The organism is Pseudomonas sp. FBCC-B1667 (genome assembly GCF_059133255.1).
Genome location: NZ_CP101437.1, coordinates 5,816,136 through 5,833,985, shown reverse-complemented (window position 1 = coordinate 5,833,985; position 17,850 = coordinate 5,816,136). Strand labels below are relative to the sequence as shown.

Genomic DNA, 17,850 nt, shown 5'->3' with positions numbered 1-17,850 from the left:
TCATGAAAGTTTATTACGAAAAAGACTGCGACCTGTCCATCATCCAGGGTAAGAAAGTTGCCATCATCGGTTACGGCTCACAGGGCCACGCTCAAGCGTGCAACCTGAAAGACTCCGGCGTTGACGTTACTGTTGGTCTGCGTAAAGGTTCAGCCACTGTTGCCAAAGCTGAAGCTCACGGCCTGAAAGTGACTGACGTGGCCTCCGCTGTTGCAGCGGCCGACCTGGTCATGATCCTGACCCCGGACGAGTTCCAGTCTGCCCTGTACAAGAACGAAATCGAGCCGAACATCAAGAAAGGCGCCACCCTGGCCTTCTCCCACGGCTTCGCGATCCACTACAACCAGGTTGTTCCGCGCGCTGATCTCGACGTGATCATGATCGCGCCGAAAGCACCGGGCCACACCGTGCGCTCCGAGTTCGTCAAAGGTGGCGGTATTCCTGATCTGATCGCTATCTATCAGGATGCTTCCGGCAACGCCAAAAACGTTGCACTGTCCTACGCTGCTGGCGTTGGTGGCGGTCGTACCGGCATCATCGAAACCACCTTCAAGGACGAGACCGAAACCGACCTGTTCGGCGAACAAGCCGTTCTGTGCGGCGGTACCGTTGAGCTGGTCAAAGCCGGTTTTGAAACGCTGGTTGAAGCTGGCTACGCGCCAGAAATGGCCTATTTCGAGTGCCTGCACGAACTGAAACTGATCGTTGACCTCATGTACGAAGGCGGTATCGCCAACATGAACTACTCGATCTCCAACAACGCAGAATACGGCGAGTACGTTACCGGTCCGGAAGTGATCAACGCCGAGTCCCGTCAGGCCATGCGCAACGCCCTGAAACGTATTCAGGATGGCGAATACGCCAAGATGTTCATCAGCGAAGGTGCAACCGGCTATCCTTCGATGACCGCCAAGCGTCGTAACAATGCCGCTCACGGTATCGAGATCATCGGCGAGCAACTGCGCTCCATGATGCCGTGGATCGGTGCCAACAAGATCGTCGACAAAGCCAAAAACTAAGTCACGCCCTTGTACGGAAGACGCGGCCTAGGCCGCGTTTTTTCGTTTGGAACGCTGCTTCTGGTATAAAGCTGCATTGTTTGTGGCCGAACCGTCGTCCCAGACACCTGTCGAAAACTTTCCATCCTGTTGCAAGGTAATGTCCATGAGCGAACGCCCCGAAGAGCCAAACCAGGCTTCTGACGCCGAAAGCCTGCTGCCCATCGATGAACACATCGAAGAAGGGCATGACGCTGAAGGCCGCAAAGTCCGGCATCGTGGTATCTATCTTCTGCCGAATCTGTTTACCACTGCGAACCTGTTTGCAGGGTTTTATTCCATCATCAACTCGATGAGCGCCCAGGCGGCCTTGAGTGCTGGTGATTCGGTCAATGCGAGCAAGTACTTTGCTTTCGCCGCGATCGCGATTTTCGTGGCCATGGTGCTTGACGGTCTCGATGGCCGCGTGGCGCGCATGACCAATACTCAAAGCGCTTTTGGTGCCGAGTACGACTCGCTGTCGGACATGGTCGCCTTTGGCGTCGCGCCGGCATTGCTGGCGTTTGGCTGGGCCTTGGGTGATATGGGCAAGGTCGGCTGGATGGTCGCCTTCATTTACGTGGCTGGCGCTGCGCTACGTCTGGCGCGCTTCAACACTCAGGTTGGCACCGCAGACAAACGCTACTTCATCGGCCTGGCCAGTCCGGCAGCGGCGGGTGTGGTCGCGGGGATCGTCTGGGCGTTCAGCGACTACGGCATTCAGGGGTCGAAGATGTCCTTCCTGGTTGCACTGATGGTCGCAGCGGCCGGTATGCTGATGGTCAGCAACATCAAGTACAACAGCTTCAAGGAACTGGACTTGAAAGGACGCGTACCTTTCGTGGCGATCCTTGCGGTGGTGCTGGTGTTCGCTGTGGTCTTCAGTGATCCGCCACGCATTCTGCTTCTGGTTTTCCTCGCCTATGCGGCCTCCGGCCCGGTGCAATACCTGTTGCGTCTTCGTCGACACAAAAACGCCGAGTGATGTAATTTCCCTCATACTCCGCAGTCTATTGGTGCAACTGTTCTCCAATGCTGCGGAGTTGCCATGCTGATCAAAGTCCCCAAAGCGTCTGACTGCCATGAGTCGGACGTCACGCCTGAATCCTTCTATCTATCCCGTCGGAATGTTCTCGGCGCTGCCGTGGCTGGTTTGGCGGTCAGTAGCCTGCCGCGTTGGGCGAGTGCCGAAGAAACGGCTCGCTATGCGAATGTCGAGCCTGGCAAAGCGCCTTCCTGGTTTGCCGAAAAGCTTCCTTCTACTAAGTGGGGCGCGGTCAACGTCAAGGACGAAGCAATTACGCCGTTCAAGGACGCAACCCACTACAACAACTTCTATGAGTTCGGCACTGATAAAGGCGACCCTGCTGCCAACGCAGGCACGCTAAAGACCGAGCCATGGAGCGTGGTGGTGGATGGGGAGGTGGGCAAGCCGGGGCGGTATGCGCTGGAAGATTTCATGAAACCTTATCAGTTGGAGGAGCGGATCTATCGTCTTCGGTGTGTTGAGGCGTGGTCGATGGTCATTCCGTGGATCGGCTTTCCCATCTCGGCGCTGCTCAAGGAAGTTGAGCCAACTTCCAAGGCTAAATACATTCGTTTTGAAACCCTCGAGGATCCCAAGAGTATGCCCGGTCAGCGTTCCGGGTTTGCCTTGATCGACTGGCCGTATGTAGAAGGGCTGCGTCTGGATGAGGCGATGAACCCGCTGGCGATTCTGGCGGTGGGCATGTATGGGCGTGAACTGCCCAATCAGAATGGCGCGCCGCTGCGTCTGGTGGTGCCCTGGAAGTACGGTTTCAAGAGCATCAAATCTATTGTGCGGATCAGCCTGGTCAGCGAGCAGCCGAAAACCACCTGGCAGAGCATTGCCGCGGATGAGTACGGTTTTTACGCAAACGTGAATCCGTCGGTTGATCACCCGCGCTGGACTCAGGCGCGGGAGCGTCGATTGCCCAGTGGTCTGTTCAAGCCGAACGTGCGGGACACGCAGATGTTTAATGGTTATTCGGATGAAGTGGCCTCTCTCTATACAGGGCTCGATCTGCGGAAGAACTACTGATGCGTTTTCCGGTTTGGCGCATTGGCGTCTTTATAGTGATAGCGATGTGGCCGCTGCTTTGGTTGTATCAGGCCTGGGCAGATGTGCTGGGACCGGATCCGGGCAAGGTGCTGGTCGATCGACTGGGACTGGGTACGCTCATTTTGCTGCTCATCACACTCAGTATGACGCCGTTGCAAAAACTCACTGGCTGGGCGGGGTGGATTGCAGTGCGGAGGCAGTTGGGGTTGTGGTGCTTTGCGTACGTGGTGTTGCATTTGAGTGGCTATACGGCGTTCATTCTTGGGTTTGACTGGTCTCAGCTGGGTGTTGAGTTGCGCAAGCGGCCGTACATTATCGTAGGCACATTGGGCTTCCTGGGTTTGCTGGCGTTGGCAGTGACGTCCAATCGCTATAGTCAGCGGCGTTTGGGCGCGCGCTGGAAGACGTTGCATCGCCTGGTGTATGTGATTCTCGGGCTTGGGTTGCTGCATATGTTATGGATCGTGCGTGCCGATCTGAAGGAGTGGGCGGTGTATGCCTCTCTTGGGGGGTTGCTATTAGTGTTACGTGTGCCGGCGGTTGCCCGTCGAATCCCGCGTTTAGTGGCTAAAAAGGCACCTTCTGTACGAAAGGCGTAATTAAAGGTTGACGGCAGATTCTGGATGTCTATAATTCGCCCCACTTCCGGCGCAGTCGAAACGGAAAACTCCTTCGAAAACAAAGAGTTAAGAAGTTTTCGGCAGTGAGTGGCTTCAGTTCATCGAAGTCCGAAAGGAGTTGAAAAAGAGGTGTTGGCAGCAGCGTGTAACGCTGTAGAATTCGCCTCCCGCTACCGAGTGATCGGAAGCGCAAGTGGTTGAAGTTGTTAGAGATTTCCAAGCGAAACTTTGAAAACTTCTGAAAATAACCGCTTGACAGCAACAGAGGCTGCTGTAAAATGCGCGCCTCGGTTGAGACGAAAGATCTTAACCAACCGCTCTTTAACAACTGAATCAAGCAATTCGTGTGGGTGCTTGTGGAGTCAGACTGATAGTCAACAAGATTATCAGCATCACAAGTTACTCCGCGAGAAATCAAAGATGTAACCAACGATTGCTGAGCCAAGTTTAGGGTTTCTTAAAAACCCAAAGATGTTTGAACTGAAGAGTTTGATCATGGCTCAGATTGAACGCTGGCGGCAGGCCTAACACATGCAAGTCGAGCGGTAGAGAGAAGCTTGCTTCTCTTGAGAGCGGCGGACGGGTGAGTAATGCCTAGGAATCTGCCTGGTAGTGGGGGATAACGCTCGGAAACGGACGCTAATACCGCATACGTCCTACGGGAGAAAGCAGGGGACCTTCGGGCCTTGCGCTATCAGATGAGCCTAGGTCGGATTAGCTAGTTGGTGAGGTAATGGCTCACCAAGGCGACGATCCGTAACTGGTCTGAGAGGATGATCAGTCACACTGGAACTGAGACACGGTCCAGACTCCTACGGGAGGCAGCAGTGGGGAATATTGGACAATGGGCGAAAGCCTGATCCAGCCATGCCGCGTGTGTGAAGAAGGTCTTCGGATTGTAAAGCACTTTAAGTTGGGAGGAAGGGTTGTAACCTAATACGTTGCAATCTTGACGTTACCGACAGAATAAGCACCGGCTAACTCTGTGCCAGCAGCCGCGGTAATACAGAGGGTGCAAGCGTTAATCGGAATTACTGGGCGTAAAGCGCGCGTAGGTGGTTCGTTAAGTTGGATGTGAAATCCCCGGGCTCAACCTGGGAACTGCATTCAAAACTGACGAGCTAGAGTATGGTAGAGGGTGGTGGAATTTCCTGTGTAGCGGTGAAATGCGTAGATATAGGAAGGAACACCAGTGGCGAAGGCGACCACCTGGACTGATACTGACACTGAGGTGCGAAAGCGTGGGGAGCAAACAGGATTAGATACCCTGGTAGTCCACGCCGTAAACGATGTCAACTAGCCGTTGGGAGCCTTGAGCTCTTAGTGGCGCAGCTAACGCATTAAGTTGACCGCCTGGGGAGTACGGCCGCAAGGTTAAAACTCAAATGAATTGACGGGGGCCCGCACAAGCGGTGGAGCATGTGGTTTAATTCGAAGCAACGCGAAGAACCTTACCAGGCCTTGACATCCAATGAACTTTCCAGAGATGGATGGGTGCCTTCGGGAACATTGAGACAGGTGCTGCATGGCTGTCGTCAGCTCGTGTCGTGAGATGTTGGGTTAAGTCCCGTAACGAGCGCAACCCTTGTCCTTAGTTACCAGCACGTTATGGTGGGCACTCTAAGGAGACTGCCGGTGACAAACCGGAGGAAGGTGGGGATGACGTCAAGTCATCATGGCCCTTACGGCCTGGGCTACACACGTGCTACAATGGTCGGTACAGAGGGTTGCCAAGCCGCGAGGTGGAGCTAATCCCAGAAAACCGATCGTAGTCCGGATCGCAGTCTGCAACTCGACTGCGTGAAGTCGGAATCGCTAGTAATCGCGAATCAGAATGTCGCGGTGAATACGTTCCCGGGCCTTGTACACACCGCCCGTCACACCATGGGAGTGGGTTGCACCAGAAGTAGCTAGTCTAACCTTCGGGAGGACGGTTACCACGGTGTGATTCATGACTGGGGTGAAGTCGTAACAAGGTAGCCGTAGGGGAACCTGCGGCTGGATCACCTCCTTAATCGACGACATCAGCTGCTCCATAAGTTCCCACACGAATTGCTTGATTCATTGAAGAAGACGAAAGAAGCAGCCTGTATCGGTTTGTAGCTGAGTTGGTTAGAGCGTACCCAATGCTTTGTGGTTAAGAGCAGGGTGAGGTCGGCCTTAGTAGCTCGAAATTGGGTCTGTAGCTCAGTTGGTTAGAGCGCACCCCTGATAAGGGTGAGGTCGGCAGTTCGAATCTGCCCAGACCCACCAATTTTGTGTGGGAAACGCCTGTAGAAATACGGGGCCATAGCTCAGCTGGGAGAGCGCCTGCCTTGCACGCAGGAGGTCAACGGTTCGATCCCGTTTGGCTCCACCACTACTGCTTCTGTTTGTATAAAGCTTAGAAATGAGCATTCCATCGTTGAGATGGTGAATGTTGATTTCTAGTCTTTGACTAGTTCGTTCTTTAAAAATTTGGGTATGTGATAGAAAGATAGACTGGACGTTACTTTCACTGGTAACGGATCAGGCTAAGGTAAAATTTGTGAGTTGCTCTTAATTGAGTATTATCGAATTTTCGGCGAATGTCGTCTTCACAGTATAACCAGATTGCTTGGGGTTATATGGTCAAGTGAAGAAGCGCATACGGTGGATGCCTTGGCAGTCAGAGGCGATGAAAGACGTGGTAGCCTGCGAAAAGCTTCGGGGAGTCGGCAAACAGACTTTGATCCGGAGATGTCTGAATGGGGGAACCCAGCCATCATAAGATGGTTATCTTAAGCTGAATACATAGGCTTAAGAAGCGAACCAGGGGAACTGAAACATCTAAGTACCCTGAGGAAAAGAAATCAACCGAGATTCCCTTAGTAGTGGCGAGCGAACGGGGACTAGCCCTTAAGTGGCTTTGAGATTAGCGGAACGCTCTGGAAAGTGCGGCCATAGTGGGTGATAGCCCTGTACGCGAAAATCTCTTGGTCATGAAATCGAGTAGGACGGAGCACGAGAAACTTTGTCTGAATATGGGGGGACCATCCTCCAAGGCTAAATACTACTGACTGACCGATAGTGAACTAGTACCGTGAGGGAAAGGCGAAAAGAACCCCGGAGAGGGGAGTGAAATAGATCCTGAAACCGTATGCGTACAAGCAGTGGGAGCCCACTTTGTTGGGTGACTGCGTACCTTTTGTATAATGGGTCAGCGACTTATTTTCAGTGGCGAGCTTAACCGAATAGGGGAGGCGTAGCGAAAGCGAGTCTTAATAGGGCGTCTAGTCGCTGGGAATAGACCCGAAACCGGGCGATCTATCCATGGGCAGGTTGAAGGTTGGGTAACACTAACTGGAGGACCGAACCGACTACCGTTGAAAAGTTAGCGGATGACCTGTGGATCGGAGTGAAAGGCTAATCAAGCTCGGAGATAGCTGGTTCTCCTCGAAAGCTATTTAGGTAGCGCCTCATGTATCACTGTAGGGGGTAGAGCACTGTTTCGGCTAGGGGGTCATCCCGACTTACCAAACCGATGCAAACTCCGAATACCTACAAGTGCCGAGCATGGGAGACACACGGCGGGTGCTAACGTCCGTCGTGAAAAGGGAAACAACCCAGACCGTCAGCTAAGGTCCCAAAGTTATGGTTAAGTGGGAAACGATGTGGGAAGGCTTAGACAGCTAGGAGGTTGGCTTAGAAGCAGCCACCCTTTAAAGAAAGCGTAATAGCTCACTAGTCGAGTCGGCCTGCGCGGAAGATGTAACGGGGCTCAAACCATACACCGAAGCTACGGGTATCACTTAGGTGATGCGGTAGAGGAGCGTTCTGTAAGCCTGTGAAGGTGAGTTGAGAAGCTTGCTGGAGGTATCAGAAGTGCGAATGCTGACATGAGTAACGACAATGGGTGTGAAAAACACCCACGCCGAAAGACCAAGGTTTCCTGCGCAACGTTAATCGACGCAGGGTTAGTCGGTCCCTAAGGCGAGGCTGAAAAGCGTAGTCGATGGAAAACAGGTTAATATTCCTGTACTTCTGGTTATTGCGATGGAGGGACGGAGAAGGCTAGGCCAGCTTGGCGTTGGTTGTCCAAGTTTAAGGTGGTAGGCTGGAATCTTAGGTAAATCCGGGATTCTAAGGCCGAGAGCTGATGACGAGTGTTCTTTTAGAACACGAAGTGGTTGATGCCATGCTTCCAAGAAAAGCTTCTAAGCTTCAGGTAACCAGGAACCGTACCCCAAACCGACACAGGTGGTTGGGTAGAGAATACCAAGGCGCTTGAGAGAACTCGGGTGAAGGAACTAGGCAAAATGGCACCGTAACTTCGGGAGAAGGTGCGCCGGTGAGGGTGAAGCATTTACTGCGTAAGCCCATGCCGGTCGAAGATACCAGGCCGCTGCGACTGTTTATTAAAAACACAGCACTCTGCAAACACGAAAGTGGACGTATAGGGTGTGACGCCTGCCCGGTGCCGGAAGGTTAATTGATGGGGTTAGCTAACGCGAAGCTCTTGATCGAAGCCCCGGTAAACGGCGGCCGTAACTATAACGGTCCTAAGGTAGCGAAATTCCTTGTCGGGTAAGTTCCGACCTGCACGAATGGCGTAACGATGGCGGCGCTGTCTCCACCCGAGACTCAGTGAAATTGAAATCGCTGTGAAGATGCAGTGTATCCGCGGCTAGACGGAAAGACCCCGTGAACCTTTACTATAGCTTTGCACTGGACTTTGAATTTGCTTGTGTAGGATAGGTGGGAGGCTTTGAAGCGTGGACGCCAGTTCGCGTGGAGCCAACCTTGAAATACCACCCTGGCAACTTTGAGGTTCTAACTCAGGTCCGTTATCCGGATCGAGGACAGTGTATGGTGGGTAGTTTGACTGGGGCGGTCTCCTCCTAAAGAGTAACGGAGGAGTACGAAGGTGCGCTCAGACCGGTCGGAAATCGGTCGTAGAGTATAAAGGCAAAAGCGCGCTTGACTGCGAGACAGACACGTCGAGCAGGTACGAAAGTAGGTCTTAGTGATCCGGTGGTTCTGTATGGAAGGGCCATCGCTCAACGGATAAAAGGTACTCCGGGGATAACAGGCTGATACCGCCCAAGAGTTCATATCGACGGCGGTGTTTGGCACCTCGATGTCGGCTCATCACATCCTGGGGCTGAAGCCGGTCCCAAGGGTATGGCTGTTCGCCATTTAAAGTGGTACGCGAGCTGGGTTTAGAACGTCGTGAGACAGTTCGGTCCCTATCTGCCGTGGACGTTTGAGATTTGAGAGGGGCTGCTCCTAGTACGAGAGGACCGGAGTGGACGAACCTCTGGTGTTCCGGTTGTCACGCCAGTGGCATTGCCGGGTAGCTATGTTCGGAATAGATAACCGCTGAAAGCATCTAAGCGGGAAACTAGCCTCAAGATGAGATCTCACTGGGACCTTGAGTCCCCTGAAGGGCCGTCGAAGACTACGACGTTGATAGGTTGGGTGTGTAAGCGCTGTGAGGCGTTGAGCTAACCAATACTAATTGCCCGTGAGGCTTGACCATATAACACCCAAGCAATTTGACTACTCGAACGAGCATCAGATTGTGGTGTGTGAAGACGAAATGAACCGAAAGTTCGACGCTCACAAAACACCGAAAGCTGTCACATACCCAATTTGCTGAAGCGCGGCCAACTGGCCACGACTCAGTACCCGAATTTCTTGACGACCATAGAGCATTGGAACCACCTGATCCCATCCCGAACTCAGCAGTGAAACGATGCATCGCCGATGGTAGTGTGGGGTTTCCCCATGTGAGAGTAGGTCATCGTCAAGATTAAATTCCGAAACCCCTATCTGCGTATGCAGGTAGGGGTTTTGTTTTAGTAGAAGTCACCATTTTTTGCTGGCACGTTACGGCTGTAACGGGCTGGTCACAGAATTTCTTGACGACCATAGAGCATTGGAACCACCTGATCCCATCCCGAACTCAGCAGTGAAACGATGCATCGCCGATGGTAGTGTGGGGTTTCCCCATGTGAGAGTAGGTCATCGTCAAGATTGAATTCCGAAACCCCTGTCTGTTAACGCAGACAGGGGTTTTGTCGTTTCAGGCCAACCCAATGTCGACGAACAAAAAAGCCAGCCCTGCAAATCAGGGCCGGCTTTCTCAGCAGGTGAGCCGACAGTTGATAACCGCTACAAGATCAGATTCAACCTGCGTTATCGATCAAACTCAGACTTATACAAACAGCTTCAATACATTACTCATCGCATCATCAGCAAACCCCTGCACAAACGCCTTGAACCCTGGCAGAGCCTCCACACCTCCCTGTGCCGGTTCAGCGATGATGGTCCAAGTCGCACGGGACTTGCCCACTCCCAGCGGCTCAACACTCATCGCCGCCCACAAATTGCCCACACCCAAGGTGTTGTAGATCGTGGTCCAGCTCATGTTCAACGCGCTGTCATCCCGCGAGTTGAGTTGCTCGACCACCAGGTTGCCGTCCTTGAAGAATTTCTTGCGCAAGGACGACACACCTTCGCCTGTCATCTCAATGTGCGACAGCGCCGGAATGAATTGATCGAAGCCGGCAAAGTTGCCGACAATCGCCCAGACTTTCGCAGCCTCGGCCGGTACGTCCACCGAGGACACCACGTGGCAGCCTTGAGGATTTTTGATCAGGGTATCGGGTTGCAGAGTGCTCATGGTTTTGCTCCGTTTGGGTTGAATCAGATGAAGTTGATTTCTTTCAGGTAGTCGCAGCCACGACGTAACAGCGCCGGGGTTTTTTCCGGGTAGTGCGCGCCCATCTGCCGCACGCCGGCCTGGGCGTTGGCGTGGCCGATCATCGAGATGTCGCCGATGTCTTCCTCAAAGCCATTGAGGTAAAAACCGAGTACGCCGAACAGCGCGTTGTCGGTGTCGACCCGGTTCAATTGCTGCTGCCAGTCCGCAACGCTGACCATCGAGAATTCCCGCCCAGCCTCGCGAAAGGACGCCACGTAGTCGTCCCAACTCAGTGGCTCGGGGTTATGCAGGTTGAACACCGCTTTTTCAGGCTGATAGCGACTGGCATGGAAGGCGATGAAGCGGGCGAGAAAGTCCACCGGCATCAGGTCGAAATTCAGCGCAAATTCCGGCACCTGGCCGAGCTGGATCGAGCCTTTGAGCATCAGCATCAAACGGTTTTTGTGTGGCTGGCAGACGCCGGTAAGACTGTTGAAACTGATGTTGCCGGGGCGATAGAGATTGACCCGCACCCCACGCTCGCGCGCCCTTTCAAGAATTCGTTCGCCGACCCACTTGGAGAGGTTGTAGCCATTCTTGATATAGATCGGCGGTGTCTGCGCCGCGGGCAATTCCAGCACTTGGCCATCTTCGGCAATCGTGCTGGAAGCCGAGAGCGTCGAGACAAAATTGAAGACCTTCTTGCTGCGCCCTTCACACAACCGAAGGCATTCGAAAATCGGCTCGACGTTGTCCCTCGCCAGTGATTCGTAATCGAGTACGTGATTGACGTTGGCAGCGTTGTGCACCAGCGCGCCGAACTCTCGATCGAGGCGTTCGTAAGCTTCAGCGGACAGTCCTAGAGATGGACGAGTGATGTCCGCCGCATACACCCGCACCCGGCTCTGGTCCAGATGCTCCAGACGGTTCTCGCGCAACGCATGAGCAAAGCGTTCAGACGCCGATTGCCCGCCGCCATCGCGCACCAGGCACGCGACTTCAGTGGCACCCCAACCCAGCAGTGCCTCGACGATATGCACACCGACAAAACTGTTGGCGCCGGTGACAATCACCTTATGCACATCGCCCATTTGGCTGACAGACAGCGGCTGAATATCCAACTCACGGAAGGCATCCGCCAAAGCCTTTTCGCTGAGCACTTCTTCAGTGCCAGAGCCGCGCACCAAGGTCGCCAACTTCGTAATGGTCGGCAGTTCAATGAAGCGGTTGATCGAAATACTGCGCCCGAACTTCTCACGCAATTGCAGCAACATGCGTGACAGCAGTATCGAGTGACCGCCCAGATTAAAGAAACTTTCATCGGTTGAAATGTCGCTGGCCGGCAGCTCCAGCAACTCGGCCCAGATCTCCAGCAGCAAGGCCTCATCGGCACTGACAGGCAAGCGCCGAGCGGTGGTTTTCAGGACGTTGACCGGCATGGCCAGTAACGCCTTGCGATCGACTTTGCCATTACTGGCAAAGGGCATGCTGTGCAGTTCGGTCCACGCACTGGGCTGCATGTAGTCCGGTAAAAACTGCAACGCGTGTGCCTTCAACGCCTCGCATGCGGCACCGGGCTGTACTTCCTGCGGCTGCGCGACGAAGGCCAGAATGCGTCGCTGACTGTCGATGACCACCGCCACCTGACGGTACAACTGGCTGTCGCGCAGGCAACGTTCGATCTCTTCCGGTTCTACCCTAAAGCCGCGAATCTTTACCTGGTTATCCCGCCGCCCACATAGCTCGATGCCGTCGCCGGTCCACTTCGCCATATCGCCGGTCCGATAGGCACGCAGGTGTTGGCCGCCTGGCAAACTCAGGTTCAGATAGCGTTCGGCCGTCTGCTGCGGGTTATTCAGATACCCCAGGCACACCCCCGGCCCGACAATGTACAACTCACCGACGGTATGGTCGGTAACGGGTAGAAAGTCCTCATCGAGAATCAGCACCTGACTGTTGGCAATGGGTGCGCCGAGGGACCGATTGTTGTCGCCGGGACGCAATTGTCGCGCGGTTATCAGCACCGTGGCTTCGGTGGGGCCATACAGGTTGTAGAGCTTGCCTTGGCGCGTCAGTTGCTCGATCACGTACGGTTCGCAAACGTCGCCGCCGGTCATCACGTGATCCAGACCCTGAAGCTGATCCAGCGGCAGAATGCTCAGCAGTGCCGGCGGCAAAAACCCGTGGCTGAGTCGCTGGTGGCATATCAGTTCGATCAGTTGTAAAGGGTCGCGGCGTTGGTCGTCGCTGGGCACGATCAGCTCGGCACCCTGCAGCAGGGTCGGGAAAATGTCGATCACCGACGAGTCAAAACTCAGCGATGAAAACTGCAGCACCCGACTCTGCCCGGTGAGTTGTACGTAGTCGGAATACCACGCGGTGAAGTGTGCAAGGTTGGCCTGACTGAGCAACACGCCTTTGGGATGCCCGGTGGTGCCCGAGGTATAGAGCGCCATGCACGGTGCATCAAGATCGGGCCGCAGATGCATCAAGGGTTGTTCGAGGTCCACGTCTTCGATGCCGATGCAGCTGATGTCCAGCCCCGGCATGTCCTCGGCGAGCGGATGATGGCCGTCATGCAGCAACAACACGGCCCCGGCATTTGAAAGTATGTACTGCTGACGTTGCAGCGGATGGCTGGGTTCCAGCGGCAGATACACCGCCCCGCTGCCGAGAATCGCCAGAATCCCTGCATACAGCGCATGGCATTTCGGCAGGCAGATCCCGACCACCAACGGCCCTTGATGCTGATCGAGCAGCGGCTGTAACTGCTGCTGGATAGCACGGCTCTGGGCATGCAGTTGGCGATAGCTCAGCGTCGCGCCGTCGATGGTCAGCGCGGGTCTTTCGGCGGATTGAACAAGGCGCTGTTCCAGGCGCTCGATCATCGGGATCTGCCCCAGTTCCAGCAGCCAGGGCTGAGCGGTGACGTTGAGTTGATGGACGAACGCCAAGTGTTCAAGCCGGACCAGATTGTCCACACGCTCAAAGTGAGCCGGCGCGGCCGGTTGTGCGTGCAGAAAATACTCGGCATCCCGGGAGAAGCGGCTGACCAGCAGCGCGACGTGATCCACCAGTTCCGCTACCGCTCGCAGGCGCAATGCCTGGCCATTGCCTGAAGGCTCGTCGGCGATCGGCACGCGCGTGAACAATTCGGAATTGTACGAGCACAACAGGTCCAGCGACGGCAAGCCACCAGCCTCCGTTCCGCCGATACCCAGTTGCAGCGTCAGTCGCGGTGTCTCATCAGAATGACCGAAAGGCATCGACGCGTCGTCGATCAGCAAATCAAACGACGGGTGCTCATCTACTGTGTCGAAAACCCTCATCAGCGAATGACCGTGTTGTTCAAGTTCCAGCGCCAGGTCGGTCAAGGCCTGGCTTTGCCCAATGAGCAAAATGTCGAGACGTCTCATGAATGTGTTCCTCGTTAAACCAGGTAGTCGCTGAGGGCGTCTTGCACGCACGGCGAATCGAGCAGAGAACTGCTGCGAAAAAACCGCACGATGTTGGCGACCAGTGGGTGATGGCGATTGATCGGGAAGGCCAGCCCCGAGACTTCGCTCTTGAGTGCCTGACGCGTCGAGTCGCTGATCTGCAAAGACTCAATCAACCGGAAGTCAAAGGACTTCTGAATGTCGTTGGTCAAGTAATGGCCGATGAACACCGGCAGGATCTGCGCGATGCAATGGCGGTCTTCTTCGCTCGCGGTGTGCCAGTAGATGCGTACCAGGCGCGCCCAGAAGCTGGAGTGGCGACCTTCGTCCAGCAAGTGATCGGCCATCAGGCCTTTGATCGATTGCTTGACTGTGTCGTCCTTGGCGAACGCCGCGACATCGCCGGTCACGGTGTTCTCGGCAATGGCCACGCAGATCAATTCGACGGCACTGCGCAAGTGTTCCGGTGCCAGCGCCACAGCCGTCGGGATGGCTCGGCTGAGCTCGATCTCGTCCGGCAACGCGATCGGTGTGATGCCGGTCATGGCGATGGTCTGCTGCATGAAGTCCATGGCCACCAAGGCGTGGTAATCCTCGTCCACTACCACGGTCATGGCGTCGTAACGACAGGCGAACGGGAACGTCACGGCGAAGCGATTCTTGGCGATACTGCGCGCGGTCTTGTCGACGATCTCGGTTTCGAAAATCACCACGTCGTTGATGAACTTGTAGAGCGTCTGCACCAGCGCGTAATCCCGTTGCTCGGGGCATTCGCGCAGGAAGGTTTCGCTCAGCACCAGTGGTTGGCGGCTCAAGGGATAAATCAGCTTGTTATCGTTTTCCACCACCCGCCGGGGGCGAGTGCGGATGGTCGCCCGGCTCTCCCAGGCGTCGGCGAAGGATTGGTAGTCGGCGGCGTTCATGCGGTCACCTCACGCAATGGCTCGCCCATGCTCTGGCGCAGGCCGTCCCACAGGGCGATGCGGCTTTCCACGGCGGCAATCGCGCTGGTGTAGACGTCTTCTTCGCGTTGCGGATCGCGATCGACCAACCGTGCGAGGAGTTGTTCCGCCGCCGGGCCGTGGTCTTCGGAGTCGACTTCGATGTGCCGTTCCAGGTAGTAACGGAAGGTCGGCGCTTGCTCGATGCCGATGCCCCAATCGTCGAGAATCCGCTGGAACATCTGCGGAATCACACTCTCACGGCCGTGCAAAAATGCCGCAGCAACGCTGTGTCCCGGCGCATGCAACGCCGTGTGCAAGGTGTGCCGCACGAACTGTGCGGCGGCCGGGTCGACGTCCACGCTTTGCAACGCGACGTCATAGCTCACGCCTTCTTGTTGCAACGCGACAAAGCGCTCTACGGCGACCGTGCTGGCCCCCACTTCGCGCATCGCATCCAGATACAACTCAAAGTGACTGTAATGGCCCTGGGCCGGACGATCATCGGATTCTTCACCCAGCACGATTTCGTTGATCAGTCGCGCAGCCTGCGGGTCTCGAGGCGGCAGCCAGGGCAGTTGAACGCAGGTCAGTTCCTGTTGCAGGCGCTTGGTCAGCGACATGAAATCCCACACTGCAAATACATGGGTTTCCATGAAACGTTGAAGTACCGATAGCGAATGTATTTCAGAAAAGATCGGATGAGCACTAAGTTCTGCTTTCTTCTGGGCGAGACAGTCTTTATACGTTTTCATGAGTGAGCCTATAAGTGATCTGATATGCCGTTAACGAAGTGGCGATCAATCAATGCATGGCATTTAAACTTTTCAGTGGGCATGCCAGTGCCTCAATCTAATTGATCGGTTCGCGCAGTGATGAATCCGCAGAGTAAGCCTTGCAGGCCTTTGTAAGTGCGGCGAACAAAAACTAATACACGAATAAAGTTTCCGGCAAGTCATTTTTTAATTAAATAAACGCTCAGGTTTTATTCGGCATGACAAGTTTCAATAAAACATTAACTTGAAGTTTTATTTGGGCGTAGTTGCTCCTTCCGACTAAGTAGAGTCAGAATTTATATGAAGAGTGAATGCCTCACTCGAAGCAACTTTCTTGGTGAAATCAGTGACATGACTTTAGAGGGCGGAAGTTGGCTGGGATCAACGCCGATGCTTCCTTTCCCGTGACAAGACTCCTTCCGTAGGTTCTTGTTGCGGGGACTGTTGCGCAGGTGCGCAGCGTCGCCCGTTCATTGGTTATTGGCAGTCCAAGAGTGAGCGTACATCACGACAGCCGCTATCACCGGAGCGTCATCTGCTCGGTGAAATTATTGGGCTCGGGAGGGGAAAATCGAGGGCACGGCTAATAGAGAGGGGCTGAGCGTCGTCGTGACCAGCGAAAACGAGCAGTCCGATCTGCTCGTTCTGGCTTGCCGGCATGGTTTACCGGGCGGTTTTCTTGTTCAGTGCTTCGGGGCTGGCGAGGTAGCGCGTAATGACTTCGACACCCCGGTTGAGGTGGTTCGCAAGCAGCCTTACCGCGCGCTCGATGTCGCGATCTTCCACGGCCAGCAACAGCGCCCGGTGATCATCCTGAGACAGTTTGCCCAAGCCCATCGCCTCCAGGTTGAAACGCAGGAAGCGCTCCTCCTCGATCAACCCTTCTTCGACCAGGCTCAACAGGCGACGGTTAGTTGCCTTGCAGTACAGCGACATGTGGAACAAGCGATTGAGACGGCCGATCTCGCTGTAGTCCTGCTCTGTTTCCATCTCATCGATATGACGGGCAGCGGCTTCCAGGTCTTCTTTTTCGAGCAATGGAATCGACAATCGCAGGGCTTCGGACTCCAGGAGAATCCGCAGCGTATAGGTTTCCACGGCATCGCCCTGAACCAAAGGGGCGACGACGGCTCCTTTATGGGCGACAACGTTGAGCAGCGCCTGGGCTTCGAGCTGGCGCAAAGCTTCGCGCACGGGCATGCGGCTGACGCCGAACAGGTCGGCCAGGTCTTGCTGGCGCAACGCGGTGCCGCAAGGGATGCGCCCATCGAGAATCGCCGAGCGCAGCGTTTCTTCGATCACGGAACGTGCGAGGTGAGCGGGAATCGGTCCGCTGACCTTGATACTGCTGAGAGGGTTGGTCTTGTGTTGCACTACTCGCACCCTATTGACTGAAATATTTGGATCCAAATGGACACTAGTGACTGCGATGAAGCTTGTCAAACGACTCAGGTTCTCAATCGCAAGCTTTTCATGTCATTCACAATACAAAGTCTAGCGCGTCGCCCGTGATTGCACCGTGCCATTGTCTTTTGCCGGGGTAACCGGCACCATCGGCCGAATTCCATTTGCCTGCTCTGGATGCTTCGCATTGGCGGTACGTTTCGCAATCCCACGGATATTTCGCTGGCTGTGCTGCGGACTGCTGCTAGCCGGCGTCATGCTGGGCGCCTTGCAGGCCGATTGGGACTTTTCGCTGATCAGCCGTCGCGCTCAAGCCCTGTACGGGCCATTGGGTGCAGGGCAGCAGCGGATAGACGCCTGGCAGCATTTGCTGGCCACGCAGAAGCAGGTGAGCGAGCTGGAACAGCTCAAAGTGGTCAACCTGTTCTTCAACAATCAGGTGCGCTACGTCGAGGATATCGACCTGTGGCACGAAGTCGACTATTGGGAAACGCCCATCGAAGCGCTGTGGAAGGGCGCCGGCGATTGCGAAGACTATGCGATTGCCAAGTATTTCAGCCTGCGCCACCTCGGCGTGTCCAGCGACAAGCTGCGCATCACCTACGTCAAAGCCTTGCGCCAGAATCGGGCGCACATGGTGTTGACCTACTATTCGAGCCCCGAGACCATGCCGCTGGTGCTCGACAGCCTGATCAACGAGATTAAACCGGCCAATCAACGAACCGATCTGTTACCGGTCTACTCTTTCAATGCGGAAGGTTTGTATTTGCCGGGCGCCAAGGGCAACAAAAAGGTGGGTGACACTAAACGCCTGTCCCGCTGGCAGGACGTGTTGAAGAAAATGCAGGCCGAAGGTTTCCCGGTCGAAACGACAAACTAGGAGCA

10 protein-coding genes, 2 tRNA genes and 4 rRNA genes are annotated in these 17,850 nt (G+C 55.0%); 11 read left to right on the top strand and 5 right to left on the bottom strand.

The window, feature by feature from the left end:
- Positions 1 to 2 precede the first annotated feature (2 nt).
- The 10 genes from ilvC to rrf (NL116_RS26870) all read left to right on the top strand — a co-directional run bounded on the left by ilvC (position 3) and on the right by rrf (NL116_RS26870) (position 9,737).
- Positions 3 to 1,019 (top strand): ketol-acid reductoisomerase, encoded by a 1,017-nt coding sequence (gene ilvC, locus NL116_RS26915; RefSeq protein ID WP_007948647.1) that lies wholly within the window; start codon positions 3 to 5, stop codon positions 1,017 to 1,019.
- A 145-nt stretch (positions 1,020 to 1,164) separates the two neighbouring features.
- Positions 1,165 to 2,022: a CDP-diacylglycerol--serine O-phosphatidyltransferase gene (gene pssA / locus NL116_RS26910; protein ID WP_007948646.1), complete on the top strand. Its 858-nt coding sequence runs from the start codon at positions 1,165 to 1,167 to the stop codon at positions 2,020 to 2,022.
- A 63-nt stretch (positions 2,023 to 2,085) separates the two neighbouring features.
- Positions 2,086 to 3,099 carry a protein-methionine-sulfoxide reductase catalytic subunit MsrP gene (msrP, locus tag NL116_RS26905; RefSeq protein ID WP_494374775.1) on the top strand — a complete coding sequence of 338 codons (1,014 nt, stop codon included), beginning with the start codon at positions 2,086 to 2,088 and terminating at the stop codon, positions 3,097 to 3,099.
- Positions 3,099 to 3,719, top strand: coding sequence for a protein-methionine-sulfoxide reductase heme-binding subunit MsrQ (msrQ, locus tag NL116_RS26900; protein ID WP_494374774.1), 621 nt, complete (start codon positions 3,099 to 3,101; stop codon positions 3,717 to 3,719). The genes msrP and msrQ overlap by 1 nt, the downstream gene beginning before the upstream one ends.
- 498 nt (positions 3,720 to 4,217) lie before the next feature.
- Positions 4,218 to 5,754, top strand: a 16S ribosomal RNA gene (locus NL116_RS26895).
- 162 nt (positions 5,755 to 5,916) lie between these two features.
- Positions 5,917 to 5,993, top strand: a tRNA-Ile gene (locus NL116_RS26890).
- Between the two features lie 30 nt (positions 5,994 to 6,023).
- Positions 6,024 to 6,099, top strand: a tRNA-Ala gene (locus NL116_RS26885).
- 249 nt (positions 6,100 to 6,348) lie between these two features.
- Positions 6,349 to 9,240, top strand: a 23S ribosomal RNA gene (locus NL116_RS26880).
- 157 nt (positions 9,241 to 9,397) lie between these two features.
- Positions 9,398 to 9,513, top strand: a 5S ribosomal RNA gene (gene rrf, locus NL116_RS26875).
- A gap of 108 nt (positions 9,514 to 9,621) precedes the next feature.
- Positions 9,622 to 9,737: ribosomal RNA gene (gene rrf, locus NL116_RS26870) — 5S ribosomal RNA — on the top strand.
- Together the 16S, 23S and 5S rRNA genes with 2 tRNA genes alongside form the textbook arrangement of a ribosomal RNA operon.
- A gap of 181 nt (positions 9,738 to 9,918) precedes the next feature.
- Here rrf (NL116_RS26870) and NL116_RS26865 read toward each other — a convergent pair.
- The 5 genes from NL116_RS26865 to NL116_RS26845 form a co-directional block, all read right to left on the bottom strand.
- The gene (locus NL116_RS26865) at positions 9,919 to 10,386 is read right to left on the bottom strand and encodes an SRPBCC family protein (protein ID WP_494374773.1); all 468 of its coding nucleotides are present in this window, start codon (positions 10,384 to 10,386) and stop codon (positions 9,919 to 9,921) included.
- Positions 10,387 to 10,409: 23 nt separating this feature from the next.
- Entirely contained in the window at positions 10,410 to 13,823 is a 3,414-nt protein-coding gene (locus tag NL116_RS26860; protein WP_494374772.1) for a non-ribosomal peptide synthetase, read from the bottom strand.
- Positions 13,824 to 13,837: 14 nt separating this feature from the next.
- Positions 13,838 to 14,767, bottom strand: a complete 930-nt coding sequence (locus NL116_RS26855) for a diiron oxygenase (RefSeq protein WP_494374771.1) — start codon at positions 14,765 to 14,767, stop codon at positions 13,838 to 13,840.
- The gene (locus tag NL116_RS26850; protein WP_494374770.1) at positions 14,764 to 15,540 is read right to left on the bottom strand and encodes a DUF3050 domain-containing protein; all 777 of its coding nucleotides are present in this window, start codon (positions 15,538 to 15,540) and stop codon (positions 14,764 to 14,766) included. Before NL116_RS26850 ends, NL116_RS26855 begins: the two co-directional genes overlap by 4 nt.
- Before the next feature lie 684 nt (positions 15,541 to 16,224).
- Positions 16,225 to 16,935, bottom strand: a complete 711-nt coding sequence (locus NL116_RS26845) for a GntR family transcriptional regulator (protein ID WP_494374769.1) — start codon at positions 16,933 to 16,935, stop codon at positions 16,225 to 16,227.
- Between the two features lie 217 nt (positions 16,936 to 17,152).
- On the opposite strand from NL116_RS26845, the gene lapG reads away from it, so the two are divergent.
- Positions 17,153 to 17,845 (top strand): cysteine protease LapG, encoded by a 693-nt coding sequence (gene lapG / locus NL116_RS26840; RefSeq protein ID WP_494378142.1) that lies wholly within the window; start codon positions 17,153 to 17,155, stop codon positions 17,843 to 17,845.
- Positions 17,846 to 17,850: the final 5 nt, after the last annotated feature.